Annotated in this window: 16 protein-coding genes; 9 read left to right on the top strand and 7 right to left on the bottom strand. The window is 42.7% G+C overall.

The window, feature by feature from the left end; all coding sequences use genetic code 11:
- Nucleotides 1-7: 7 nt before the first annotated feature.
- Together Q0058_RS06130 and Q0058_RS06125 are read left to right on the top strand one after the other, a co-directional pair.
- Entirely contained in the window at nt 8-3400 is a 3393-nt protein-coding gene (locus tag Q0058_RS06130; protein ID WP_298221958.1) for a Calx-beta domain-containing protein, read from the top strand.
- Between the two features lie 17 nt (nt 3401-3417).
- Nucleotides 3418-6027 (top strand): T9SS type A sorting domain-containing protein, encoded by a 2610-nt coding sequence (locus tag Q0058_RS06125; RefSeq protein WP_298221956.1) that lies wholly within the window; start codon nt 3418-3420, stop codon nt 6025-6027.
- Between the two features lie 60 nt (nt 6028-6087).
- Here the strand turns inward: Q0058_RS06125 and Q0058_RS06120 are convergent, their stop codons facing one another.
- The 3 genes from Q0058_RS06120 to Q0058_RS06110 form a co-directional block, all read right to left on the bottom strand.
- Nucleotides 6088-7296 carry a TCR/Tet family MFS transporter gene (locus Q0058_RS06120; protein WP_298221954.1) on the bottom strand — a complete coding sequence of 403 codons (1209 nt, stop codon included), beginning with the start codon at nt 7294-7296 and terminating at the stop codon, nt 6088-6090.
- Nucleotides 7297-7492: 196 nt separating this feature from the next.
- Nucleotides 7493-8731 carry a 2-oxoglutarate dehydrogenase complex dihydrolipoyllysine-residue succinyltransferase gene (gene odhB / locus Q0058_RS06115; RefSeq protein WP_298221952.1) on the bottom strand — a complete coding sequence of 413 codons (1239 nt, stop codon included), beginning with the start codon at nt 8729-8731 and terminating at the stop codon, nt 7493-7495.
- A gap of 281 nt (nt 8732-9012) precedes the next feature.
- The gene (locus tag Q0058_RS06110) at nt 9013-11784 is read right to left on the bottom strand and encodes a 2-oxoglutarate dehydrogenase E1 component (RefSeq protein ID WP_298221950.1); all 2772 of its coding nucleotides are present in this window, start codon (nt 11782-11784) and stop codon (nt 9013-9015) included.
- Nucleotides 11785-11896: 112 nt separating this feature from the next.
- Here Q0058_RS06110 and Q0058_RS06105 point away from each other — a divergent pair, with 112 nt between their 5' ends.
- On the top strand, nt 11897-12448 hold the full coding sequence (locus tag Q0058_RS06105; RefSeq protein ID WP_298221948.1) for a hypothetical protein: 552 nt from the start codon (nt 11897-11899) through the stop codon (nt 12446-12448).
- Here the strand turns inward: Q0058_RS06105 and Q0058_RS06100 are convergent.
- Genes Q0058_RS06100 through Q0058_RS06090 form a run of 3 tightly spaced genes read right to left on the bottom strand, consistent with a single transcriptional unit; the run spans nt 12432 to nt 14509 of the window.
- Nucleotides 12432-12785, bottom strand: a complete 354-nt coding sequence (locus tag Q0058_RS06100) for a hypothetical protein (RefSeq protein WP_298221946.1) — start codon at nt 12783-12785, stop codon at nt 12432-12434. The two genes, Q0058_RS06105 and Q0058_RS06100, sit on opposite strands and share 17 nt — an antisense overlap.
- Nucleotides 12786-12789: 4 nt before the next feature.
- Nucleotides 12790-13524 (bottom strand): hypothetical protein, encoded by a 735-nt coding sequence (locus Q0058_RS06095; RefSeq protein ID WP_298221944.1) that lies wholly within the window; start codon nt 13522-13524, stop codon nt 12790-12792.
- Nucleotides 13525-13534: 10 nt separating this feature from the next.
- On the bottom strand, nt 13535-14509 hold the full coding sequence (locus tag Q0058_RS06090) for a polyprenyl synthetase family protein (protein WP_298221941.1): 975 nt from the start codon (nt 14507-14509) through the stop codon (nt 13535-13537).
- A 181-nt stretch (nt 14510-14690) separates the two neighbouring features.
- On the opposite strand from Q0058_RS06090, the gene Q0058_RS06085 reads away from it, so the two are divergent.
- From Q0058_RS06085 to Q0058_RS06070, 4 genes are read left to right on the top strand one after another with little or no spacing between them, the layout of a single operon-like run.
- Complete coding sequence (locus Q0058_RS06085; protein WP_298221939.1) at nt 14691-15287, top strand: TetR/AcrR family transcriptional regulator; 597 nt, start codon at nt 14691-14693, stop codon at nt 15285-15287.
- A 10-nt stretch (nt 15288-15297) separates the two neighbouring features.
- Complete coding sequence (locus tag Q0058_RS06080; RefSeq protein ID WP_298221937.1) at nt 15298-16608, top strand: TolC family protein; 1311 nt, start codon at nt 15298-15300, stop codon at nt 16606-16608.
- Nucleotides 16609-16632: 24 nt separating this feature from the next.
- Nucleotides 16633-17772 carry an efflux RND transporter periplasmic adaptor subunit gene (locus Q0058_RS06075; protein WP_298221936.1) on the top strand — a complete coding sequence of 380 codons (1140 nt, stop codon included), beginning with the start codon at nt 16633-16635 and terminating at the stop codon, nt 17770-17772.
- 48 nt (nt 17773-17820) lie between these two features.
- Nucleotides 17821-21291: an efflux RND transporter permease subunit gene (locus tag Q0058_RS06070; RefSeq protein ID WP_298221934.1), complete on the top strand. Its 3471-nt coding sequence runs from the start codon at nt 17821-17823 to the stop codon at nt 21289-21291.
- A gap of 104 nt (nt 21292-21395) precedes the next feature.
- On the opposite strand, the gene Q0058_RS06065 is transcribed toward Q0058_RS06070, so the two are convergent.
- Nucleotides 21396-21713: a membrane-binding protein gene (locus Q0058_RS06065; protein WP_298221932.1), complete on the bottom strand. Its 318-nt coding sequence runs from the start codon at nt 21711-21713 to the stop codon at nt 21396-21398.
- Nucleotides 21714-22023: 310 nt separating this feature from the next.
- Between Q0058_RS06065 and aspS the strand changes: the two genes are divergently transcribed.
- Nucleotides 22024-23775 carry an aspartate--tRNA ligase gene (gene aspS, locus Q0058_RS06060; RefSeq protein ID WP_298221930.1) on the top strand — a complete coding sequence of 584 codons (1752 nt, stop codon included), beginning with the start codon at nt 22024-22026 and terminating at the stop codon, nt 23773-23775.
- A gap of 1 nt (nt 23776) precedes the next feature.
- Nucleotides 23777-25471 carry an SBBP repeat-containing protein gene (locus Q0058_RS06055; RefSeq protein ID WP_298221929.1) on the top strand — a complete coding sequence of 565 codons (1695 nt, stop codon included), beginning with the start codon at nt 23777-23779 and terminating at the stop codon, nt 25469-25471.
- The last annotated feature ends 33 nt before the right edge of the window (nt 25472-25504 follow it).

Genomic DNA, 25504 nt, shown 5'->3' with positions numbered 1-25504 from the left:
ATAGTCTATGAAAAATCATTACTCTGCCGTTATAATTCTAATTTTTGGACTGTTCTCTACCTTTGCTTTGGCACAGAATCCGCTGATGACTATCGACCATCTCGGCACTACATTAGAAGGTAATCCATACGAATTTACAATAAAGCTCCTCAGCACAGCTCCCTCGGCGGTAACCGTAGATATCACAACCATAGCCAATAACGCAGACACCTCGGATTATACGCCATTGACAACGACAGTAACGATTCCGGCGGGAGCACTTTCGAGTGAGGTTTTATTCATCCCAACAACCAATGATGCCCTAATCGAACCCGTGGAAAAATTTATAATAAGCGCGACGGTGACCTCCGGAAACACTTCAAATATAACGCTCGGAGTACCTGCATCCATCCTTGACAACGACTTACCTCCTACAATTACCATCAGTCCGGAAAACGGGGTAGAAGGCAACAACATCGCCAGAACTATCGTGAATCTGAGCAATCCTTATAACGCGCCGATTGAAATTCATTTTACCGCAACGCCGGGAACGGCGACTACGGCGGATTATTATGAAAGCACCATTCCTGCATCGATGATCATTTCACCGGGACAAACCTGGGGCTATTTTAATATTTATGTTATTGATGATGCGATTACCGAGCCCGACGAGTCTTTTACTTTGACCGCTACGGTGGTCTCAGGAAGTGCTGCGAATCCGTTAATTTCCGTACCGTTTCATGTTGTTGATAATGATACGTTTCCAACGGTAAGTATAGAAAATTATACGACCACGGAAGGAGATCAGGTATACGCTTATGCCTATTTAGACCGGATTTACAACGCTGATGTTGTAGTCCATTTTGTAACCACAACAGGCACGGCCGGAACTGACGATTACACCTCATTCACAACCGACCGAACTTTTTTTGCCGGACAAAGTGGCTGCGAAGTGATTCAGATTACCACAACGGATGACACGTTGGATGAACCTTATGAAAACTTAACAATCAACGGAACCGTAACTTCCGGGAATACCGTCAATGCTAGTGTTGAAGGAACAATCACCATTAAAGACAATGATGGTTTGCCCGATTTTGAAATCACCCAACCAGAACCTTTTGGCGGAACTTTAGAAGAAGGTTCAGAGGTTGTCTTCTACCTTTCATTATCCGCACCAAGTGATACAGATACCGTCATTCAGGTCACTACTACTGACGGCACCGCAGGCCATTTGGATTATACCCCTATTACCGCAACCTTTACGATTCCGGCTGGGCTTACCTCTACTTTCGATGCTGGAATTGTTCCAACAATTTTTGATGGTGTGTTGGAAACCAACGAAACCTTTACAATAACAGCCACCGTGCTTTCGGGGAATACTTTTAATTCGAATGATTCGATAACGGTAACCCTTTTAGACGATTATAATGTTCATGCCCATTATGATCAGATTGTTACGGTTGCAGAAACTGAAGCTACGTTAGCATTGCTTACCAATGACACCTTGCATGGCCTTCCGGTAAATGCTTCTGATGTGGTCATTTTTTTGGATGATAACAACGCTGGAATCACCGTTGATTCCCAGGGCATTCTTACTATTCCTGCAGGCGCACCGATTGGCACCTATGAATTAAATTATACTTTGTGTGAAGTGGCCAACCCGGGTGTTTGTTCTACCGTAAATATTAATATTAGGGTGCAATCGCCCCTGAAAACAACTTATTCCATAGCCTACGCCGACACGAATGGTGACGGTTATACGAGTGTAGGGGATGTGATGACTTATGTCTTTTCGGTTGAAAATATTGGGAGCGCCCCGATCAGCAACATTTTTTTAGATTCGCTCTTCAGCGATTCCCTTACTGGTTTTAGTCTTTTAGGAGGTCCGATTGCCAATTTGAATGCGGGGGAAACCAACAACACTACGTTTTATTCGACTGATATTCTGACTCAGGAAGATATTAATTTGGGCAGCTATGTTCCGATTGGATTGTATATGATTTTCAAGGGAACCTATTATGGGTATACGATTCTTGACACCACGGAATATATAGAAACTACACCTACAACTTTTTCCGATGGCATCAAACTCATCGCTTTTCTCGACAGCAATGCCAACGGGATTCAGGACGAGACCGAGATCAATTTTCCATTAGGACATTTTAAATATGAAATCAACAATGATGGCGTAACACACAATGCCTACACTACGCCCTATTTTCTTTATGAATCCAACCCGACTACTACTTACGACCTATCCTATGAAATAGAACCGCAATATGCCGCCAATTATAGTTGCGTTTCCTCTTATCCGTCGGTTACCGTAGCAGCAGGCACCGGGATGACAACATACCTTTTTCCGGTAGTCGGTACGATTCCTGGGGAAGATTTGTCAATAAGCTTGGTGGGAACCAACCCGACTCCAAGACCCGGTTTTGAATTTACCAACGATATTGTTTACACCAACAACTCGACCCAAACCATCGCTTCAGGAACTATTACTTTCACCAATGACAGTGCTGTTTCCGTGATTGGTGAGCCAGGTACGGTTCATACCTATACTTTTACCGATTTATTGCCTTTCGAATCAAGACGCATTAGCATCTTGTTGCAAACCCCAACCATTCCAACGGTAGCATTGGGGCAATTGGTCACCAATTCCGCTTCAATAACCATTACTGACAATGATATTAATCCGGCCAATAATACCGCCGAAATCACCCAAGAGATTATAGGTTCGTGGGATCCGAACGACAAAATCGAAAGTCATGGCGGAAAGATTGTCCATTCAGGGTTCACATCCGAGGATTATCTTACCTATACTATTCATTTCGAAAATACCGGAACAGCAAGCGCCATCAACATCAAAGTAACCGATATTTTGGATGCGAAACTCGAACCGTCTTCGGTTAAAATGGTGGATGCCAGTGCTGATTATTTCTTAGAAAGAATAGGAACGCATCTGGCTTGGACCTTTCCGGGAATCGATTTGCCGCCATCAACCGATGATAGTACTACCGGAAAAGGATATCTTACTTTTCAAGTCAAACCAAAATCAGGATTTGCTTTAGGCGACATCATCCCCAATACAGCGGACATTATCTTCGATTTCAATCCGGCGATAGTAACCAATACCTGCACTACGGAATTTGTTCCTTTCTTGGGTGTGAATGTTTTTGATAACGGTGTTTTTGAATATTATCCTAACCCGACTTCCGGCATGGTAACATTTGCTTTGAGAAACGCTTCCAATATTGATACTATAGAAGTAATGGATCTTTTAGGGAAAACACTAATTTCAAAAACAGTAAGCTATAATAATGCAACCCTTGATATGTCATCGCTTTCCAAAGGCATGTATTTGGTAAAAGTGAAAGCCAACGGGCAAACAAAAACAGTCAAGATCACTAAAAAATAATCGCTAATACATTATTTATGAAAAAAAATTACTCCCTTTTATTGCTATTTTTCGGATTGTTTTGTGGCCAGTTTTCTTTCGCTCAAATTAATGCAGCTGATGATACTTTTGGTGTTGTTTATGGCGCGTCTGATGTCACTGCCGGAAATGTATTGCTCAACGACATTTTAAATGGTCAAGCAGCAACATTAAGTACCGTTACCATTACGCAACTCACAACGACCAATGCCGGCGTTTCCATTTCGGGAACCAATGTTGTTGTCGCTGGAGGCACCCCAAGAGGCACTTATACTTTGACTTATAAGATCTGTTCGATAGCCAATAGTACGCTTTGTGCTACAGGAACTGTGACGATCAATACGAAGCTGATTACCAATCCTAAGGGCTTTACTGCGTATTGCTGGAATAATTTTGTGGGCAATGTTTTAGGTGCTAATTCAGGTTCCCCTGTGGACACCCTTAATGGCGTTCCTGCTATATTGGAAACCTATATTACACAACCCGGAGATGTCGTCCATCCTGCTGATGTGGTGGTCACCAATTTATCCATTTATCCTGAACTTACGATCAATAGCAATGGAGACATTTTTCTTTTAAATCCGTTTGTGAATGTAGGCGGATATGTTTTGACCTATCAGTTGTGCGAGATTGCACATCCGGACAATTGCAGCATTGGTTATATCAATATTTTTGTTAATCCTCCTTTTATTTTTGCTAATAATGACGATTTCACATCGAACCCTATTGACAACACCTTTGGAGGCCCAGCTGGCAATGTGTTAAATAATGATTTTGCAGACTGTATCGGACCTCTAAATCCCAATAATGCTACTGTTGAGGCTCAAGACATTCCGCCAGGACTTATGTTAGACTTTGATGGAACCATTTATGTAGCGCCCGGAACAACGCCCGGAAGCTATGTGTTCAATTATACGGTTTGTGAAATTGGCTCCGGAATGTGCCCGAGTGCAACCGCTTATGTTACCGTAACCGGCCTGTCCAATATAGTGGCCAACTATGATGATTTTAGCGCACCTCATTATCCCAACTCTACTATAGCTACAAGCGTATTGGATAATGACACCGCCAACGGCAGTCCGTTTTCACCATTAGTCGTAATGCTGACTCCTTTGAATACGCCTTCCGGATTTTCTATAAATTCCAATGGTATCATTAATATTGGCGCAGGTGTTGCCGAGGGAACTTATGCCGTTCCTTATCAAATTTGCCTTGTTAGTAATCCGTCAGATTGTTTCGTAAACTACGCTTATGTCGTGGTTCTGAAAAACAGGATTTTAGGGAAAATCAGATACGATGCGAATGCCAACGGCTGTGATTCCGGCGATGCTTACCTCAATGAAATTAGCGTACAAAATGTCAACGGATCTACGACTTATAGCTCTGGAACAAGGGCTTATGCCGGTGGCGAATATTACCTCGTAGGCGAAACCGGAACCAATACGGTTTCTGTAACAGGATTGCCAAGTTATTTTACGGTGACACCGGCTTCTCAAACCTTTAATTTTAACACCCCTAATACCACGATGGCTCCTGATTTTTGTGTCGCGGCCAACAGCAATGTTGATGATTTGGAGATTGTGCTTATCCCTTTATTTAATGTTGTTCCGGGGCTTCCTGCCTTTTACAATATCTGGTTCAAAAACAACGGAAGCACCACCCTGAGCGGTCAGATAAGCTTTCAGTTCGACAATACAAAAATGTCGTTTCTGAACAGCAATCCGTCGCCCAATACGATCAACACGAATTCTTTGGTTTTCAATTACACGAATATCGCTCCTTTTGAAAGCAGATTAATCCAAAATGTAAAATTCCAAGTGGCCACGCCTCCGACTGTAGACTCGGGTCAGTTAATTCCGTTTTCAGGAAACATTACGCCGATTGCAGCCGATTACACGCCAGCGAACAACAGTTGTTCGGTGAGTCAAACCGTTGTGAATTCACAAGATCCGAACGACATTATAGTCCATGAAGGCGCTTCCATAAGATTAGCGCAAGCGCAGCAAGACTATTTACACTACACGATTCGTTTCCAGAATGTCGGAACTTCGGATGCCATAAACATCAAGGTGCTCAATGATCTCGATGCAAAACTCGACTGGAGCACTTTCAAACTCATCAGCACAAGCCACAATTGCAGGGTGAAAAACACCAACAACCACAATGAGTTTTTGTTTGAAAACATCAATTTACCAGGAACTTCGAACGAGGTTTTGAGTCATGGTTATATTTCATTTAAAGTAAAACCGGTTGCCGGAATTGCAGTAGGTGATGTGATCCCAAACAGCGCCAATATCTATTTTGATTTCAATGCGCCGATTGCCACCAACGTTGCCAGCACTACCATCATAAGCAATTTAGGAGTTGCTGATTTTACTTTCAACGATTTGAAGTGCTTCCCAAATCCTGTCAAAAACACTTTGTCTGTTTCTAACACTGCATCCATTGATGCCATAGAAATCACTTCGATCCTAGGGCAAATCATGATCTCAAAGAAAGTGAATGAATTGCAAACAGAAATAGATTTAAGATTGCTGGCTAACGGCGTTTATTTCGTGAAAGTAACTGCTTCGGGTCAAGAGAAAACCATAAAGATCATCAAAGAGTAACCTCCATAAAATCAAAACCAAAATCCCAACTTCGAGTGTACCTTTGAAGTTGGGATTTTTTTATTTCTTAAACGAAAAATACGCAATCACTGCACTGGCGAGCATCATCAATCCGCCGAGCACAAAAGGCGCGCCTGCAAACTGAACCGGCGCCTCATCGTGCGTAAAATAATAGAATAACGTAGACATCAAAGGCGGCCCGACAATCGCCGAAGCACTCATCAGACTCGTCAGTGTTCCCTGAATTTCACCTTGCTCTGTTTTGGGTACATCGCCCGAAATTACAGATTGTAAAGCCGGACCCGCGATTCCACCCAAACAGTAAGGCACCAAAAACGCAAACATCATCCAACTTTGTGTGGCAAAAGCAAACAGAAACATTCCAATAGCATACAAAGCAAAACCTATATAAATGCTTTTCTGGTTTCCAAGTTTCGGATTGATCCAACGGATGAGCCCGCCCTGAACCACTGCGACCAAAACACCAATAACACCTAAAGAAATCCCAACCATTTTCTCATCCCAATGCAGTTGGTACATCGTAAAATAACTCCAATTGCTCTGCACCGCATGCGAAGCCACATACAAAATAAACATCGATATGATCAGACCTATAATTTGCGGGTATTTCTTCAGATTCACAAAGGCGCCGATAGGATTCGCACGTTTCCATTCAAACGGACGGCGATTCGATTCATCCAAAGATTCAGGTAAAATAAACAACCCATAAATAAAGTTGAGCATACACAAAACCGCCGCCGCGTAAAACGGGACGCGCGCGCCATATTGCCCAAGCAAACCGCCAATCACAGGGCCAATGATAAAGCCCAATCCGAAAGCGGCGCCAATCATTCCAAAGTTTTTAGCACGATTTTCCGGTGTACTCACATCAGCAATATAAGCCGAAGCCGTCGTAATGCTCGCTCCGGTCACACCAGCTATAATCCGACCGACAAACAACCAACCAATGGTCGGTGCCATCGACAGAAACAAATAATCGATGGAGAAACCAAAAAGCGAAATCAGAATCACCGGGCGGCGTCCGTATTGATCGCTCAAATTACCAATAATCGGCGCGCATAAAAATTGCGTAATCGCATAAGCGAACGTCAACCAGCCTCCGATTTTTGCTGCTTCACTAAGATCTCCGTGAATCAGTTCCTCGATCAGTTTCGGGATTACCGGAATAATGATCCCCCAACCCGTAATGTCAATCAGCATCGTGATGAAGATGAATCCGATGGCGGCTTGTTTCTTGTTTGCTCTCATGTTTAGTTGTTTTTTTGGGCGTGCCCCTGCGGGTCGGGCTGTCCGAAGTACGCGGTACTTGCTCCCATCCCTCACGCAAACGTTCCACATCACACTTGGCTACAGTCGAAACGTCCGGCGCGCGCCAGAATCACAAATAAACAAAAAATCCCGCTTCGTTTCGGAAGCGGGATTTATATTTATGAAAATTTGTGTGTTACAATTCTAGTGCTTTTTTAGCATCGCCGTTCATCAACAATTCCAGCGGATTTTCTAAAGCTTCTTTCACAGCCACCAAGAATCCAACTGATTCGCGACCGTCGATGATTCTGTGGTCGTACGATAAAGCCACGTACATCATCGGGTGAATCTCCACTTTACCGTTTACGGCAATCGGACGTTCGATAATGTTGTGCATTCCTAAAATCCCTGATTGTGGCGGATTGATAATTGGCGTGCTCAACATGCTTCCGAAAACACCGCCGTTTGAAATCGTGAAAGTTCCCCCGGTCATATCGTCAACGGTAATTTGTCCGTCTCTTGCACGGATTGCCAAACGTTTGATTTCAGCTTCCACGCCGCGGAATGTTAAGTTCTCAGCACTTCTGACTACAGGAACCATCAAACCTTTCGGTCCGGAAACGGCTACTGAAATGTCGCAGAAATCATAAGAGATTTTGTCGGTTCCGTCAATCATCGAGTTGACGTCCGGATACAATTGCAGCGCTCTGGTCACCGCTTTGGTGAAGAACGACATATAGCCCAAACCTAAGCCGCCATGTTTGGCTTTGAACGCATCTTTATACTCATTTCTAATCATATTAATCGGCGTCATATTGACTTCGTTGAACGTCGTCAGCATCGCAGTTTCGTTTTTCGCAGCGACCAATCTTTCGGCTACTTTACGACGCAACATCGACAATTTGGTACGGTTCGAGCCTCGGTTTCCGCCCGTCGGTGTTCCCATCGATGGTACGGCATTGACAGCATCGTCTTTGGTGATTCTGCCACCTTTTCCTGTTCCTACGATGTCTGTAGGTTGTATGTTTTTCTCGTCTAATATTTTTCTCGCGGCCGGTGATGGCGTATTGGCTGCATAAGAAGTTGGAGCCGGTGCGGCCTTTGGAGCTTCTACTTTTGGTTCAGGTTTCGCCTCAGCTTTTGGAGCTTCAGCCGCTGGTTTAGCTTCTGCTGCCGGAGCGCTTCCTGATGGTTTCGCAGCGTCGGTATCGATTAAGCAAACTACGGCACCAACGGCAACCGCGTCGCCTTCTTCGGCTTTGAGCGTAATGATGCCACTGGCTTCTGCTGGCAATTCCAGCGTGGCTTTGTCTGAATCGACTTCTGCGATGGCTTGGTCTTTTTCTACATAATCGCCGTCTTTCACGAGCCAGGTTGCGATTTCAACTTCTTTGATTGACTCCCCAGGAGAGGGAACCTTCATTTCTAAAATCATAATTTTATATTTTAGTTTGGTTTATTTTGGTTCTTGACTTAGAATACTGATTTTATACCTGACAGCCACTGGCTGTCCTCCTTTTAATTTCAAATATTTCTAAAATCATTGTGACTTATTTTAAATGATGACCCGAGCGTTAGCGAACGGATCGTTAGATAATGTTAAATTTTGAATGTGCGTTGTTATGTTCCTAAAGCCCTAGCCCTGATGGCAGCGGTATCTTTTTGTGCCGGTGTTCGGCGCAAAAAATTTAGCGTACAGCAGGAAATAGCTTCTCATTATTGAAATAAATTTTTATCAAAAACCATTCGGATCGCATCGGCGTGGCGGCGTTTGGCTCTCGTGTAACTTCCGGCGGCCGGTGCTGCGTAGGCTTTTAGTGAGGCCAGTCTCCATTTGACCAAATCGAAATTCATCAGCATGAAACTGTAGGCGCCCATGTTTTTCGGTTCTTCCTGCGCCCAAACGAAATCGTCGGCTTTCGGGTAAGATTTGATGATGGCTTTCAATTGCTCGACCGGCAATGGGAACAACTGTTCGATTCTGACAATCGCGACGTCTTTTCTGCCTAGGTTTTGTCTTTCGGCATCGAGGTCGTAATAGAATTTTCCGGTGCAGAATACCAAGGTTTTGACGTCTTTTTTGTTTACCGTAACATCGTCTATAGTTTCCTGAAAACTTCCGGTGGCGAATTCATCAACAGACGAAACGACTCTCGGATCGCGTAACAAACTTTTCGGGGTGAACACGATCAGAGGTTTGCGGTATTCGGTTTTCATCTGGCGGCGCAACAAGTGGTAGAAATTCGCGGGTGTTGTACAATCGGCGACGAACATGTTGTGACGCGCGCACAATTGCAGGTAACGCTCCATTCTGGCTGAAGAATGCTCGGCACCTTGCCCTTCGTAACCGTGAGGCAATAACATGACGAGTCCGTTTTGGTTGTTCCATTTGTCTTCGCCACAGGAGATGTATTGGTCGATCATGATTTGCGCACCGTTGCTGAAATCACCGAATTGGGCTTCCCAAATCGTGAGCGTTTTCGGGCTCGCAAGTGCGTAACCGTAATCGAAACCTAATACGCCATATTCGGAAAGGAATGAGTTATAAATGTAGAATTTGCCTTGCGCTTTGAGGTTGTTGAGCAAGATGACTTCTTCTTCGCTGTCTTCGACTTTTACTACGGCGTGACGGTGTGAGAATGTTCCTCTTTCTACGTCTTGTCCGGAAATACGAACGCTGTAGCCTTCGGTCATTAACGAACCGTAAGCTAGGAATTCCGCCATCGCCCAATCGAGTTTGTCGGTTTCGAAGAACATGGTTTTTCTGTCGTTGATCAGTTTTTCAATCTTGCTGATGAACTTTTTGTCTTTTGGCAAATTGCAGATCACTTCGGCGATTTCGGTGAGTCCTTTTTTCGGGAAAGTCGTATCTACTTTTTGGAGCATCACATCATCGGAAACCTGCTTCATGCCTTGCCATTCGTTTTGCATGAACGGCGTGATGATGGTTAAATCTTTTTTACGTGATGCTTCTAAGTTTTGATCTAAATCTAATTTGTATGAGGTTTCCAAATCTTTTACAAAATTCCCGTCGATGACGCCTTGCGCGAGTAATTTCTCGGCATAAAGATCTCTTGGGTTTTTGTGTTTGGCAATGATTTTATAAAGTAAAGGTTGGGTGAAACGCGGTTCGTCGCCTTCGTTGTGCCCGTATTTTCTGTAGCCTAACAAATCGATGAATACGTCGCGGCCGAACTGCATTCTGAAATCGAGCGCAAACAACATCGCGTGCACGACAGCTTCCGCATCGTCAGCATTTACGTGTAATACGGGAGAAAGCGTGACTTTCGCGACATCGGTACAATACGTTGACGAACGTGCATCGAGATAATTGGTGGTGAAACCCACTTGGTTGTTGATGACAATGTGGATTGTTCCGCCGGTTTTATAACCGTCGAGTTGCGCCATTTGTATTATTTCGTAGAGAATTCCTTGTCCGGCAATCGCGGCATCACCGTGAACGGCAATTGGCAACACTTTAGAAAAATCATCGGGGAAATAGTGGTCTTGTTTGGCTCTTGTGATGCCTTCAATTACGGCTCCAACCGTTTCCAAGTGCGATGGATTCGGCGCGAGATTGATGTTGATGTGCTTTCCTGTGCTTGTGGTTCTGTCGGATGTTAATCCTAAGTGGTATTTCACATCACCGTCGAAATATTCCTGATCGTAATCTTTTCCGTCAAATTCGGAGAAGATGTCCTGGGTTGATTTTCTGAAAATATTGGCCAAAACGTTGAGACGCCCACGGTGCGCCATTCCCATGACGAATTGCTCAACACCTTTTTCGGCTGCTGCTTCAATCAAAGCATCTAAAGCGGGAATGATGGATTCGCCCCCTTCGAGTGAAAATCGTTTTTGACCTACATATTTGGTGTGTAAGAAATTCTCGAAAGAAACCGCTTCGTTGAGTTTGCTTAAGATGTGTTTCTTTTGTTCGTTATTGAAATTCGGAAGGTTGTCGTTGATGTTGATGCGATCCTGAATCCATTGGATCCATTCCGGGTTTCTCATGTACATGTATTCGATACCGATATGCTGGCAATAAACATTTCTCAAATGCGTCAGAATATCCTGCAAAGTGGAAGGTTGATGCCCTAAAATTTTTGCAGCATCAAAAACAGTATTCAAATCATCGTTCGACAATCCGTAGTTTTCCAACTGAAGGTTTGGCGAGAAAATTCTACGATCTCGAACCGGATTGGTTTTGGTGAAAAGATGCCCGCGGGTTCTGTAGCCATCGATGAGTTTCAGCACGTTAAATTCTTTTAGAATTTTATCCGAAACTTGACCGTTTTGAATGTTGTCTGAAGCGATGTTGCCCATTTGAGCCACTGCTTGTTCTTCGTTGTAGGTGGTCATTCCAAAATCGAAACCTTGAAAGAAACTTCTCCAGCTCGGCTCGACGCTGTCCGGGTTCTCTAAATATTGATCGTATAAATCTGCAAAAAATTCGGTGTGTGCTGCGTTTAAAAAGGAAAACCTATCCATAGTACTTGTTGAATGTCCTGATTTGTAAAAATGTTACGCAAAAGTACAATAATTGCCATAAAATTTTAATTATTTTGGATACTTTTATGTTTTAAAAAATAAACCCCGGATCATGATAAAAAATACTCCTTTTCGCATCGATTTCAAAAGTGTTTTGTTGCCTATTTTCATGCTTTTTTCACCGTTGATTTTCGCACAGCAAAAAAATAGTAAAAGTGATTTTTGGAACGATGTGCAGTTTGGTGGCGGTATCGGCGTCAGCGTCGGTTCAGATTATACTGATGTGAGTTTGGCACCCAGTGCGATTTATAATTTCAACGACTATTTTGCGGCAGGCGTCGGTTTGCAAGGCAGTTTTATAAAAGTGAGAACCCGAGAGCCCTACTACAACGGTTACAAATCTTATCTCTACGGTGGCAGTCTGATTGGTTTGTTTACGCCTTTTGAACAGATTCAGCTTTCTGCCGAACTCGAGCAATTGCGCGTCAATCAGGAATTCTCCGAAATTGACTACAGCCGGAATTTCTGGAATACCGCTTTATATTTTGGCTTGGGTTACCATTCCGATAATGTGACCGTCGGGATACGCTATAACGTACTTTACGATGAAAAGGATTTAGTATACAGCGAAGCGTTTATGCCGTTCGTTAGAATTTATTTCTAAACCAGACTTTCATCCATTCCCTTTTTAAGATTAAAAAAGAAACCTGTTCTGATAATTCCACGATATCGGAGCCGTCAAGCTTTTTGATCTGGTCTTCAGGCACATCGATGATGTACAATAGATTGAGGTATTCGGCGAATTTGTATTGGATCAGCCGGTAAATTTTCTCATGCAATTGCACTTTAAGTTCATGGGGTTTGGTGCTCAACGGAAAATCGATGCCTTCGTTGGCAAGGTTGAAATCTTTGTTGATCTGCTCAATGAGTTTGAGGTAAAGGTTTTCGTTTTCGGCTTCAGTAAGCAAAACATCGGTAGATTGTGGCGCGACGAAATTCATGTGTTTATGCAATTGTTTTTATTTTTCTTTGGTCCCAAACGGAAATGATTTTCACCAGCAACACATCGCCACCAGCATAAAAAAACACGGCTCCCATCGGCGGATTGGCGGCCGGAATGATTCCGTAAGTTTTCGGCACCCAGGTCCAGCATTGGAAATAAGTGCCGACCAACTCTATAAAGATAACACAAAGTGCGATACAATAATAAAGGTTTTGCCAATGTTTTCTTTTTAATAATACGAAGAACAAACTTCCGAAAAATAGCGAAAATACATCATTCAGGAAAATGCCAACGGCCAGGAACAATACGATGTAAAATACGGCGAAAAATCGCTGGAACTGTTTTTCATGATTGATAACCCAAGCGGTATGGGCGAAAATATAACCAGAAGCATAAACAATCGCATGTCCGAACGGAACGTACAACGGAATTAATGGCGTGCGGTATTCATACATTCCCAACAATTTACAGAAAATCAATTCGCCGATGTAGGACAGAAAAACCATCACGACCATGAGTTTCCTCAAAGTGACATCGGCTGTAAAAAAAAGTAATGAAAAGTAAATGATAGCCGCAATATTGACCATCGTCCTTGCGTCGAAATAATGTTTGGTGAAAAACACCGAATCAATTCCCAAGGCAACCACCGTAAAAGCCGTAAAGAAAAACGCGAGAAACAACTGCGCTTTAGGTTGCGGATTCACCTTACTAAAAAAAATGGAAATGATCTTGTTCATTGAAAGCACGTTAGACTTTTCTTCCCATGAGGTTTTCGCCGAAAGCGCGTAACATCGATTTCTTGTCGTCACTAATGTTGATTTTTTCCAAAGTCGAAAAGGCCTTCATTGTATATTCCTCGATCGCTTTTTGGGTTGTGGCTGAAGCGCCGGTTTTATTGAAAATGGCTTTTACCGATTCGATCTTATCGGCATTTTCCTGCGGTTGGATCGAATACAAATGCATCAGTTGTTCGTTGTCTTCTGTTGAAGCGAACTCAACGGCTTTAAGGTATAAATACGTTTTTTTATTCTCGATGATATCGCCGCCGACTTGCTTTCCGAAAGTTTCGGGATTCCCGAAGGCGTCGAGATAATCGTCCTGAAGCTGGAACGCGAGTCCTAAGTTTAGCCCGAATTCATAAATTAATTTTGCGTTTTCTTCAGAAGTTTCGGCGATGATGGCACCCATTTTCATCGCAGCCGCCACCAAAACGGCGGTTTTATATTCGATCATTTTTAGATATTCGGCAATCGTCACATCGTCGCGGTGTTCGAAATCGACGTCCCATTGTTGGCCTTCACAGACTTCGAGCGCGGTTTTGCTGAACAGTTTGGCGAGTTCCTTAAAAATGTTCGGTTCGTACCTTTCGAAATATTGGTAGGCCAAAATCAGCATCGCATCTCCCGAAAGAATTCCGGTGTTCACATCCCATTTTTCATGAACCGTTTCGTTGCCCCGACGCAAAGGCGCGTCATCCATAATATCATCGTGGATCAGCGAAAAGTTGTGAAAAACCTCAACTGCCAAAGCCGCGGGTAGTGCTTTTTTATAATCGGCATCGAAAATTTCAGCAGCCATTAATGTCAGCACCGGACGGATTCGCTTGCCGCCGAGTCCTAGAATATAATGAATGGGCTCATATAAGTTCTTCGGCTCTTTGGTGTGCTGCTCGGCCTGAAGATAATTGGCGATGAACTGTTGGTACTGCTGTATCGAATGCATGGATTTAATTTTCGGCTAATTTACAGTATTCCGTCAGTCTGACAAAAGCCACGAGAAAAGCTAATGTTAAATAATTGTGAATACTTTGGAAACTATTTTAGTGTTAAAAGTTTCCGCATTACATTTGCCCCAGAAAATTTCAGAAACCTTATCGTGAGATTTTCAAAATAAATCCAAAAAAATGAGAGATAAAATCATCAAAAAAGCAACGGATATGTTCCTGAAACTTGGGTTCAAGAGCGTCACCATGGATGATATCGCCTGCGAAATGTGTATTTCTAAAAAAACGATTTACAAATATTTCAGCAACAAAGAAATGCTCATTGAAGAAGGCACTGAAGTCGTGCATCAAAAAATCCATACACTGATGAACGAAGTGATTGCACAAAACCACAATGCGATTGCCGAAAATTTCCAGATGCGCGAAATGTTTAAAGAAATGTTTCAATCGTTTGACCATTCGCCAGCTTATCAACTCAAAAAGCATTACCCGGAAATCTATCAGAAAATGATGGCCAACGAAATTGAAGACTGCTCGAATGTATTCCGTCAGAATATTGAAAAAGGCATTGCGCAAGGATTGTATCGCGCGGAAACCGATGTAGAGGCGGCGGTTAAATTCTATTACACGCTGATTTTTTCCATCAATGAAAACACTCTATTAGAAAAAGAAGCTTACGAACTTGAAGCCAAAGCTTTAGAATACCATTCCAGAGCCATTGCCACCGCTGAAGGTCTTATTGAACTTGAAAAACACTTACGCAAACCAATTATATAATCATCAATCCATGAAAAAATTACTAATCATTACACTGCTCGTTTTTGCCGTCGGAGCAAAATCGCAGAATGCTAAACAAAGCTATTCGTTCAGTCTGGAGCAGGCCATCAGTCACGCTTTGACGAACAATTACCAATCGATCAATGCGGGTCGCGACATCGATGCTGCCAAGCAAAAAAAATGGGAAACGACTGCCGCCGGTTTGCCGCAAATCAATGCCGGTTTGGATTACCAAAACAATTTTGAAATCCAAAAAGTTGTTTTTGGCGATCAAGAAATCGAATTGGGAAGCAAACACAGTATGACGGCGCGCTCTACTTTATCGCAGCTGATTTTTGACGGTTCCTATATTGTAGCGCTCCAAGCTTCAAAAACCTATCTGAAATACTATCAAAACGCCAAAGAAAAAAGCAATGTTGAAGTCAAAGAAATGGTCATCAATGCTTATGGCAATGTATTACTTGCTGAGGAAAGCATCGCCATCCTGGAACGCAACAAAACCATTTTATCAAAAACTTTATCCGATACGCAGCAAACTTTTAAAAACGGTTTGATTGAGGAGGAAAATGTCGAACAACTTCAAATTACGTTGGCTTCCGTTAACAGCAATCTTAGCAATACCAAACGTTTGGTCGACATCGCCTACAAAATGCTGAAGGTAACTTTAGGAATGAATATCGATGCTGATTTGAAACTAACCGATAAGCTTGATGCTTTGACCACTGCAAACGTGGGCGCCGCTTTTTCTCAAAACGAATTTAGTACGGACAACAGCGTTTATTATCAAATAGCCAAAAATTTTGAAGAGCAAAGAAGTCTCGAATTGAAACTCGCCAGAAGCAAAGCATTGCCAACACTGGCTGCAAATGTTAACTTCGGATACAGTGCTTTCAATGACCAGTTTGCCTTTTTTACGCAAAATCAAAAATGGTTCAATTATTCGAATCTGGGCGTGAGTTTAAACGTGCCTATTTTCAGCAGTTTAGGAAGAAGCGCCAAAACGCAGCAAGCCAAAATCGCACTCGACCAAGCCAAAACGCAGCTTACAGAAACCGAGCAAAAACTCAAACTGCAATACCAAAATGCCAAAAGCGAATACGAGTTCAGCATTGAGGAATACGCTACTTCCAAAAGCAATCTGAACCTTGCCGAACGCATCGAGAAAAAACAACAGATCAAATTTACCGAAGGTTTGTCTTCGAGTTTTGATTTCAGCGAAGCGCAACGCCAGTTGTATACCGCGCAACAGAATTACCTGCAATCGATGGTGAACATCATCAACAAAAAAGCAGCCTTAGAAAAACTCATCAACAAAAAATAAATCCAGAACTAACAAAACAATCATATGAAAAAAATCTTATTACTCTCCGCATTGACCCTATTGTTCGTGGCATGTTCGCAGAAAGAAAGCGGCGCCAGCATTGACAAGATCATCGAGTCGAAAGACCTGACTAAAATCCAGGCCAAAAGAGTCGAATTGCAAGCCCAGCTGACCAAACTCGACGAAGCGATTGCCACTTTAGATACCGCAAAAGTAGAAGCTTTGGTTTCCATACAAACTCTGAAAGACACCGTGTTCAACCATTTTCTTGAAATTCAGGGCAATGTTGATACTAAGGAAAACATTCTCGTACAACCAGAAATTCCCGGAACTTTAGTTTCTCTGAATGCTGTAGCCGGACAACGCGTCACTAAAGGACAAATCTTAGGCCGTGTGGATGACGGCGGTGCGAGCCAGCAGTTGGGCAGCTTAGAAAACCAATACAACTTAGCCAAAACCACTTTTGAAAGACAGAAAAATCTTTGGGATCAGAAAATCGGTTCTGAAATTCAGTTCCTGAACGCCCAAACGCAAATGATCAGCGCACAGAAAGCCGTGGCACAAGCCAAAGCACAATTGTCCAAAACCATTATCAGAGCACCATTTACCGGTGTAATCGATGAAGTTTTCGTAGAAAGAGGCGAAGTCGTTGCAGCTGGCCCAACAGGTTTGATGCGTATCGTAAACCTCAGCAATATGTATGTATCGACTTTGGTTCCTGAAACTTACATCGGCAAATTGAAAGTCGGAACTGTAGTAGATGTTACCTTAAATTCTTTAGGAAAAACCTACAAAGGGAAAATTCGCCAGATTGCAAGTAGCATCAATCCGAACAACCGAAGCTTCAACATCGAAGTGGCGGTTCCGAATCCGGACAATTTGCTGCGCCCGAACCAAGTGGCCAAACTTAAAATTGTGGATTATGTGAACCCTAAAGCAGTAGTCGTTCCAACGAATGTAGTACAGGAAGACGGCAAAGGAAACCATTATGTATATACCGTAACTGAAAATAAAGGCAAAACTGGCATCGCCAAAAAAGTCATTGTCGAAACCGGAAAATCTGCCAACAACGTTACTGAAATCCTTAGCGGTTTGTCTGAAGACGATACGATCGTAACCGAAGGTGTCAATACGATTTCTGAAGGAATGCAACTTAATTTTTAATCGAATTGGTTTCAATCTGAGATCAAAAAAATTCTAAAATCAAACTAAATGAGCCATCAAAGTAAAGAATTCAGTATATCAAGCTGGGCCGTCGACAACCGCGTCACGGTGTATATCGTCACGTTCCTGATTGTCGTCACCGGACTGATCGCCTATGTGACCATGCCGCGTGAGGATTTCCCGGAAATCATCGAGAACAAAGTATATATTTCTTCTGTGTTCCCAGGAAATTCAGCCGAAGACGTCGAAAAATTGATCACCAAACCGCTTGAAAAGGAAATCAAAAATATCAGCGGCGTGGAGAAAGTAACCTCAAGTTCGTTTCAGGATTACGGAATGATCGTTGTGGAATTTAACGACAAAGTCACCATTGAGGAAGCCAAAACCAAAATCAAAGACAAAGTCGACAACGTCAAAGCCGACACTGATTGGCCGAACCTTGACAACGGAAGCAAAGTCGAGCCGAACGTTTTCGAGCTCAATATTTCTGAGGAAGTGCCGATTCTGAACATCAACCTCAAAGGAAATTACACGACGCAACAACTTAAAGCGTATGGTGAAAAATTACAAGACGATATTGAGGAAATTCCCGAAGTCAAAAAAGTCGATATTCTCGGTGTTGATGACAAAGAAGTAGAAATCGCCGTCGATGTGTTTAAAATGACCGGTGCGCAGGTTTCGTTCGATGACATTCAAAACGCCGTCAAATATGAGAACATGACATTGTCGGGCGGAAATTTAATTTCACAAGGTTCCAGAAATAACATCCGAATCATCGGAGAAATCAAAGATCCGAAGGAACTCGAAAACGTAATTGTCAAGCACAACGGCGGAACAGTTTACTTAAAAGATATCGCTACGGTTTCTTTCAAGGAAAAAGAAAAAACGACTTACGCGCGTGAAAAAGGAACCGAAGTCGTGATGCTCAGCGTCAAGAAACGTTCGGGACAAAACATGATTTCGGCGATTGAACAAGTCAAGGAAAAAATCAAAACCGCTCAGGAAAGTTACCTGCCGAAAAATCTCGACCTGAAGATGACCAACGACCAATCGTCGCGCGTGGAGCATCAGGTTGATGAATTGTCGAACCACATCATTTTCGGGATCATTCTGGTGATGATTGTGTTGATGTTTACGATGGGATTGCGAAACTCCTTGTTCGTAGGTGCGGCGATTCCGCTATCGATGCTGATGGCCTTTACGATTCTTTCCGCATTCGGTCTGACCCTCAACACGATGGTACTTTTCGGTCTGGTCATGGGACTCGGAATGCTCGTGGATGACGGAATTGTGGTCGTCGACAACGTCTTTGCGAATATGAAAAAAGGACTGTCGAGAATCCAGGCTTCCAAAATCGGTATCGGGGAAATCGCGTGGCCGGTAATTTCATCTACCGCGACAACCTTGATGGCATTCTTGCCGTTTGCTTTGTGGCCGGGAACAATGGGTAAATTTATGATCTATTTCCCGATGACTTTGTCGGTAACACTGGGCGCTTCGCTATTCGTGGCGATGGTTGTGAATGCCGCAATGACTGGTGGTTCGATGGATATTGAAGATAGAAACATCACTAAAAAATCATTGAAATTCTATACTATTTTATTAGGAGCGATTGCATTGTTATTTGCAGTTCCAGGACATCTGACGAACAGCACATTTTTGAAAGCGGTCGGACACATGGCTATTTTATCTTTGGTAATGCTTTGGTTGTACCATTTCAAATTATACCAATGGACGCAGGATTTCCAACACAGTTTCTTCCCGAAAATGGAAGACAAATACAAACGTTTCCTGGCTAAAATCTTAACTGGACGAAATGCTTGGTTAGCTTTGGCGGGAATTATCGGAATGTTGATTTTCTCCTTTGTATTGCTCGGCATTTTCCCAAGAAAAGTATTGTTCTTCCCGGACAATATTCCGAACCAAACGATTGCTTACATCGAATATCCACAGGGAACCTCGATTGAAAAAACCAACAAAGCGACTTTGTATGTAGAGAAACAGATCATCGACATCATGAAGAAATACGTTGATCCGGCTACGAAAGAAAATTACCTCGCGGAAAGTATCGTTTCGCAAGTCGGTATCGGCGCAGGAAATCCGAATGTCGATGCAGGAAATTCCTCGGAAACACCGTTTAAAGGAAAAGTGACCGTCAATTTCTCCGAATTCAAATTCAGAAGAGGCATAAACACTTCCGACATTTTGGAGGAAATCCGCAAACGCGTCAAAGCGATTCCGGGTGCTGTAGTGACTGTTGAAAAAGACTCCAATGGGCCGCCGGCAGGTTATCCGATTAGTATTCAGCTTACGGGAACCGATTATGACGAGATGCTCAAAGAGGCCGATAAGATGATTGCGTTCATCGATTCCAAAAACATTCCCGGAATTGAGCGCTTGAGTGTCGACATCAATAAAGAGAGTCCAGAACTTGAAGTGAAAGTAGATCGCGTGAATGCCGGAAGTATCGGTGTTTCTACCGGACAACTGGGTTTCAACTTGCGCCGTTCGGTTTACGGTCAGGAAATCTCCACTTATAAAGAAGGTGATGACGACTACAATATCGTAATGCGCATGCAGGCTGACCAGCGCAAAAACGAAGACATTTTGTTCAACCAATCGTTGACTTTCCGCAACCAAGCCAACGGACAGATGATGCAGGTGCCGATTTCAGCCGTCTCTCAAACCGAGAAAGCGAATACGTACAACATGATCAAAAGAAAGAACCACAAACGCATCATGACGATTTATTCGAATGTGCTGACCGGTTACAATGGCGATGAGATCACCAAACAGATTGCAGCGGATTTAAAAGGGTATGAATTGCCGAAAACCGTTACTTATTCGTTTTCCGGCGTTCAGGAAGAGCAAGGCAAAAACCAAAGTTTCTTAATGTATGCTTTGTTCTTGGCGATGGCGGGAATCACTTTGATCATCGTATTGCAGTTTAACTCGATCTCGAAAACGATTGTGATTCTGTTCACCGTAATCCTGAGTTTCTCCGGTGTATTCTACGGTTATGTCATCGCGAACATGGATTTCGTAATCCTGATGACGATGATGGGAATCATCTCGCTCGCGGGAATCGTAGTGAAGAACGGAATCGTATTAATGGACTTCTTCGTTTTATTGCTCGACCATAAAGTAGCGGTGAAACAACTCGAAAGCCACGACGATTTATCACTCGAAGAGATTAAAGAAGTCATCATCGAATCCGGAAAATCGCGTTTGCGTCCGGTATTGTTGACGGCTTTGACGGCGGTCTTAGGTTTGATTCCACTTGCGATTGGTTTGAACTTCGACTTCTTCTCTTTGGTTACCGATTTGAACCCGCATATTTTTATGGGTGGCGACAACGTAATTTTCTGGGGACCATTGGCCTGGACGATCATCTTCGGATTGACTTACGCCACAGTATTGACTTTGGTAATGGTTCCGGTAATGTTCTACTTGGTAAAACGCACTAAATATGCGTTGCGCGACAGAAAATTAAGAAGAGCCGCCTTGAATAATGAATAAATAAAAAACACGAATGATACTTTAATAGTGTCATTCGTGTTTCACTTTCATCCATAAAAAAACCCGTCTTTCTCAAGACGGGTTTTTTATTTACTTTATAAATCTTAATTATTACTAACCAATGCAATCTGATTGTTTGAGTAATCTACTTGACTTGTTTTAGCTTCGTTCCAGAAAAACCATTTTCCGGTTTTTTGACCGTTGGTGTATTCTCCGGCTGATTTTTTATTTCCGTTGGTATCGTAAGCGACCCATTTCCCTTCAAGTTTTCCGTCTTTGAAAAAACCTTCTTGCTGGATTTGTCCGTTATCGTAATAATAAGTTGCTTTTACTAAGTTTCCAACCACTTCCAATTTGGGTTCTTTTTGTGCGAACATCATTCCTGAAATCAACACGGCTCCGAGAATCATATACTTTTTCATAGATGTAGGTTTTTGATTGTTTAACAATTACAAAACAAATGTATAAATTTATTTACACTAAACAAACTTTCGCTTAACAATTTGATAACATTGAATAAAAACTTAACATTGGAATATGATTCAGGGCGTTTCCCTACGGGTCGCGCTGTCCGCTATATCTGCGCGGAAATCCGCACAGGATGCCGTTTCCATCGCTAACGCAGCCGTTACCAACCAAGAAAATGGCATGAAATTCAAAACCATCTTATAATTCAGATTTCATGATGTTAATTCACAATTATGCTTAAATTTGCCATCTAAAATTTCGAACATGTATAGAAGTCATCATTGCGGAGAACTCAACGCGACACATATCAATACCGAAGTAACGCTTGCGGGTTGGGTACAAAAATCAAGGGATAAAGGATTTATGAATTGGGTCGATTTGCGCGACCGTTATGGCATCACGCAATTGGTTTTTGACGAAAGCCGTACTGAGAAATCGGTTTTTGAATTGGCGAAAACTTTGGGTCGTGAGTTTGTCATTCAGGTGAAAGGCAAAGTCATCGAGCGCGAAGCCAAAAACAAAAACATGGCGACGGGTGACATCGAGATTTTGGTTACTGAACTTAATATTTTGAACGCAGCATTGACGCCACCGTTCACGATTGAAGACGAAACCGACGGCGGTGAAGACATCCGCATGAAATACCGCTACCTCGATATCCGTAGAAATCCGGTAAAAAACAGTTTGTTGTTCCGTCACAAAGTCGCAATGGAAGTGCGTAAATACCTTTCAGATCAGGATTTTTGTGAAGTCGAAACACCTTATTTAATTAAGTCTACTCCTGAAGGCGCACGTGATTTCGTCGTGCCTAGTAGAATGAATGAAGGGCAATTTTACGCGTTACCACAATCGCCTCAAACGTTTAAACAATTGCTGATGGTTGGCGGCATGGACAAATATTTCCAGATCGTGAAATGCTTCCGAGATGAAGATTTACGTGCCGACAGACAACCTGAATTTACGCAAATTGATTGTGAAATGGCGTTTGTCGAGCAGGAAGATATATTGAACGTTTTCGAAGGATTGACGCGTCATTTGCTCAAAGAACTTAAAGGCATCGAAGTCGAGAAATTCCCAAGAATGACCTACGACCACGCGATGAAAACCTACGGAAACGACAAACCGGACATCCGATTCGGAATGGAATTCGGCGAACTCAACGCTGTGGCACAACACAAAGATTTCGGCGTTTTCAATGCTGCTGAACTTGTTGTAGGTATTGCCGCTCCGAATTCTGGCGAGATGACCCGAAAAGAAATCGACGCCTTGATTGATTGGGTGAAACGCCCGCAAATTGGCGCTTCAGGAATGGTTTATGCGAAATGTAACGAAGACGGAACCTACAAATCATCCGTTGATAAATTTTACGATCAGGACGATTTGGCGCAATGGGCCAAAGTTACCGGAGCCAAAGCAGGCGATATGATTTTCGTGCTTTCAGGCCCGGCCGATAAAACCAGAACACAACTTTCCGCGCTTCGTATGGAATTGGCGACAAGATTAGGTTTGAGAAATCCAGCTGAATTCGCACCACTTTGGGTCGTTGATTTTCCATTGCTTGAAAAAGATGAAGAAAGTAACAGATGGCACGCGATGCACCATCCGTTTACTTCACCAAAACCTGAAGACATGCATTTGCTTGCGACTGATCCCGGAAAAGTACGCGCGAACGCTTATGATATGGTGCTCAATGGCAACGAAATTGGCGGCGGTTCAATTCGTATTCACGACAAAGCCACGCAAGAATTGATGTTCAAATATTTAGGATTTACTGAAGAAGAAGCCAGAAACCAGTTCGGATTTTTGATGGACGCGTTTCAGTTCGGAGCACCACCACACGGCGGATTAGCGTTCGGATTGGACAGATTGGTTGCGATTTTGGGCGGACAGGAAACCATCCGTGATTTTATTGCATTCCCTAAAAACAATTCAGGGCGTGATGTGATGATCGACGCACCGTCAGTGATTGATGAAAAACAATTGGAAGAATTACACATAAGATTAAACAGTCTCTAAAATGAAAAAAGGTTTGAATCTTTTGGTAATTTTGGTCGTGATGCTATTTTCGCTGAAAGTTGAATCACAAAGCATTGTATGGTATAATGTGCTTGCAGGACAACAAGAAGAATATGGCAATGCCATCTGTTTGGATGCCAACCACAACGTAATTACCACAGGCAGTTTCCAGGACATTTGTTACGGAGGCAGTTTTGGACTGTTCAGTTCAGGACTAAATGACATTTTTGTACAAAAAACATCGCCTACCGGAACGGTTCTCTGGACCCAGCAATTCGGAAATGGAAATTCTGATAATGCATTTGGTTTGGCTTGTGATAGCTTGGGAAATATTTATGTGTCGGGTACTTTTCTTGGCACTGTTTATTTCGGTACAAATTCCTTAAACTCTCCGATTTCCAATAGTAATTTTTTTGTAATCAAAATAGCCCCGAACGGAGATATTTTATGGAGAAAAACGATTCCTGGTTACAGCGCCCACAAACCAAAACTAACCGTAGACAACAATGACAATCTTTTCCTAACCGGTGTTTCTGGTGGCACTAGAAACTTTGGAGCCTTTACTATAGATTCAGACAATGGTTACGGGTTTGTTTGCAAGCTGAACACCGCCAGCGGCAATGTGATTTGGGTAACACAATTTGGGGCAGGCTCAAGTTTCAACGGAACTCCAGTATCCAACAACATCACCACTTCAAATTTTATAGTGGATACCCTTGGCAATATCTTTCTCACCGGATGTTTCATCGGCCACGGACGCTTTGGAAGCCAAAATATAATTTCTTCCAACTCGGGTTCCGACACCAACGCCTACCTCATGAAAATGAGCCCAACAGGAACGATTCTATGGACCAAGTTTTCAACCGGAAAAACCGAAGGTACGAGCATCGTTTTAGATCAGTTCAATAACATCTATACCGCAGGGAATTATTTCGGACAAGTTAGTATAAACAATACTACCTATAATGCCCCAACAGATAAATATGCTATTTATTTGGAAAAACACGATTCAGAAGGAAACCTCATTTGGTTTAAGCATTATGACATCAACACTACATTACATCATGAGGCAATCCCTCAATTGGCCATCGATAAGTTCTCGAACCTTTTCTTTAAATGCCAATTGGGATTCAATAGCACTGTTGCTTTCGAAAACCAAACCTTCAATTCGTTGGTGGGTACCAATCCTAATCGATATAAAACACAATTACTGGCAAGTTTCAATGGCAATGGCGATAATTTATGGGTCGATCAATTTGAAACTTTTGCCGATAATTCTCAATATGGAATCTGGCCAGATAGGGCCAATAATATTGCTGTTGATGAAACCGGTTTGTATTTTACTAGTGCCAATACTTTGTTTGATGATGTGAGTCATTCCTTGCAAAGCGGTGCCAACATATTTACCGCAAAACTGACACTGCCTTATGTTCTTGCCAATACCGGTTTTGACAATGCAGCCGATCGCATTAGTATCGTTCCGAATCCCACGACCGGAATGCTCAACATCGATTTAGGAAATGATTATTCCGATGTTGAAGTCAATACCTACAATAGCTTGGGGCAACAAATTGGTAATAAAAAATTTACCAATATCAAGGCAGATACTATCGATTTAACTGGCGATGCTGGTCTTTATTTTATAGAAATTAAAACCGACCGTTTCAAAGCCATCAGGAAAGTGATTAAATTTTAAAATATTTCCATTTTTGAAATCTTAAATCTTAAA

The organism is Flavobacterium sp., from assembly GCF_027484705.1.
Taxonomy (GTDB): Bacteria; Bacteroidota; Bacteroidia; order Flavobacteriales; family Flavobacteriaceae; genus Flavobacterium.
The sequence above is the reverse complement of the archived record's forward strand: the minus strand, read 5'-3'. Positions and strand labels throughout refer to the sequence as shown.

Coding starts and splice junctions, on each gene's coding strand:
- Q0058_RS06130 (WP_298221958.1), top strand. CDS start 8: ATGAAAAATCATTACTCTGCCGTTATAATTCTAATTTTTGGACTGTTC.
- Q0058_RS06125 (WP_298221956.1), top strand. CDS start 3,418: ATGAAAAAAAATTACTCCCTTTTATTGCTATTTTTCGGATTGTTTTGT.
- Q0058_RS06120 (WP_298221954.1), bottom strand. CDS start 7,296: ATGAGAGCAAACAAGAAACAAGCCGCCATCGGATTCATCTTCATCACG.
- odhB (WP_298221952.1), bottom strand. CDS start 8,731: ATGATTTTAGAAATGAAGGTTCCCTCTCCTGGGGAGTCAATCAAAGAA.
- Q0058_RS06110 (WP_298221950.1), bottom strand. CDS start 11,784: ATGGATAGGTTTTCCTTTTTAAACGCAGCACACACCGAATTTTTTGCA.
- Q0058_RS06105 (WP_298221948.1), top strand. CDS start 11,897: ATGATAAAAAATACTCCTTTTCGCATCGATTTCAAAAGTGTTTTGTTG.
- Q0058_RS06100 (WP_298221946.1), bottom strand. CDS start 12,785: ATGAATTTCGTCGCGCCACAATCTACCGATGTTTTGCTTACTGAAGCC.
- Q0058_RS06095 (WP_298221944.1), bottom strand. CDS start 13,524: ATGAACAAGATCATTTCCATTTTTTTTAGTAAGGTGAATCCGCAACCT.
- Q0058_RS06090 (WP_298221941.1), bottom strand. CDS start 14,509: ATGCATTCGATACAGCAGTACCAACAGTTCATCGCCAATTATCTTCAG.
- Q0058_RS06085 (WP_298221939.1), top strand. CDS start 14,691: ATGAGAGATAAAATCATCAAAAAAGCAACGGATATGTTCCTGAAACTT.
- Q0058_RS06080 (WP_298221937.1), top strand. CDS start 15,298: ATGAAAAAATTACTAATCATTACACTGCTCGTTTTTGCCGTCGGAGCA.
- Q0058_RS06075 (WP_298221936.1), top strand. CDS start 16,633: ATGAAAAAAATCTTATTACTCTCCGCATTGACCCTATTGTTCGTGGCA.
- Q0058_RS06070 (WP_298221934.1), top strand. CDS start 17,821: ATGAGCCATCAAAGTAAAGAATTCAGTATATCAAGCTGGGCCGTCGAC.
- Q0058_RS06065 (WP_298221932.1), bottom strand. CDS start 21,713: ATGAAAAAGTATATGATTCTCGGAGCCGTGTTGATTTCAGGAATGATG.
- aspS (WP_298221930.1), top strand. CDS start 22,024: ATGTATAGAAGTCATCATTGCGGAGAACTCAACGCGACACATATCAAT.
- Q0058_RS06055 (WP_298221929.1), top strand. CDS start 23,777: ATGAAAAAAGGTTTGAATCTTTTGGTAATTTTGGTCGTGATGCTATTT.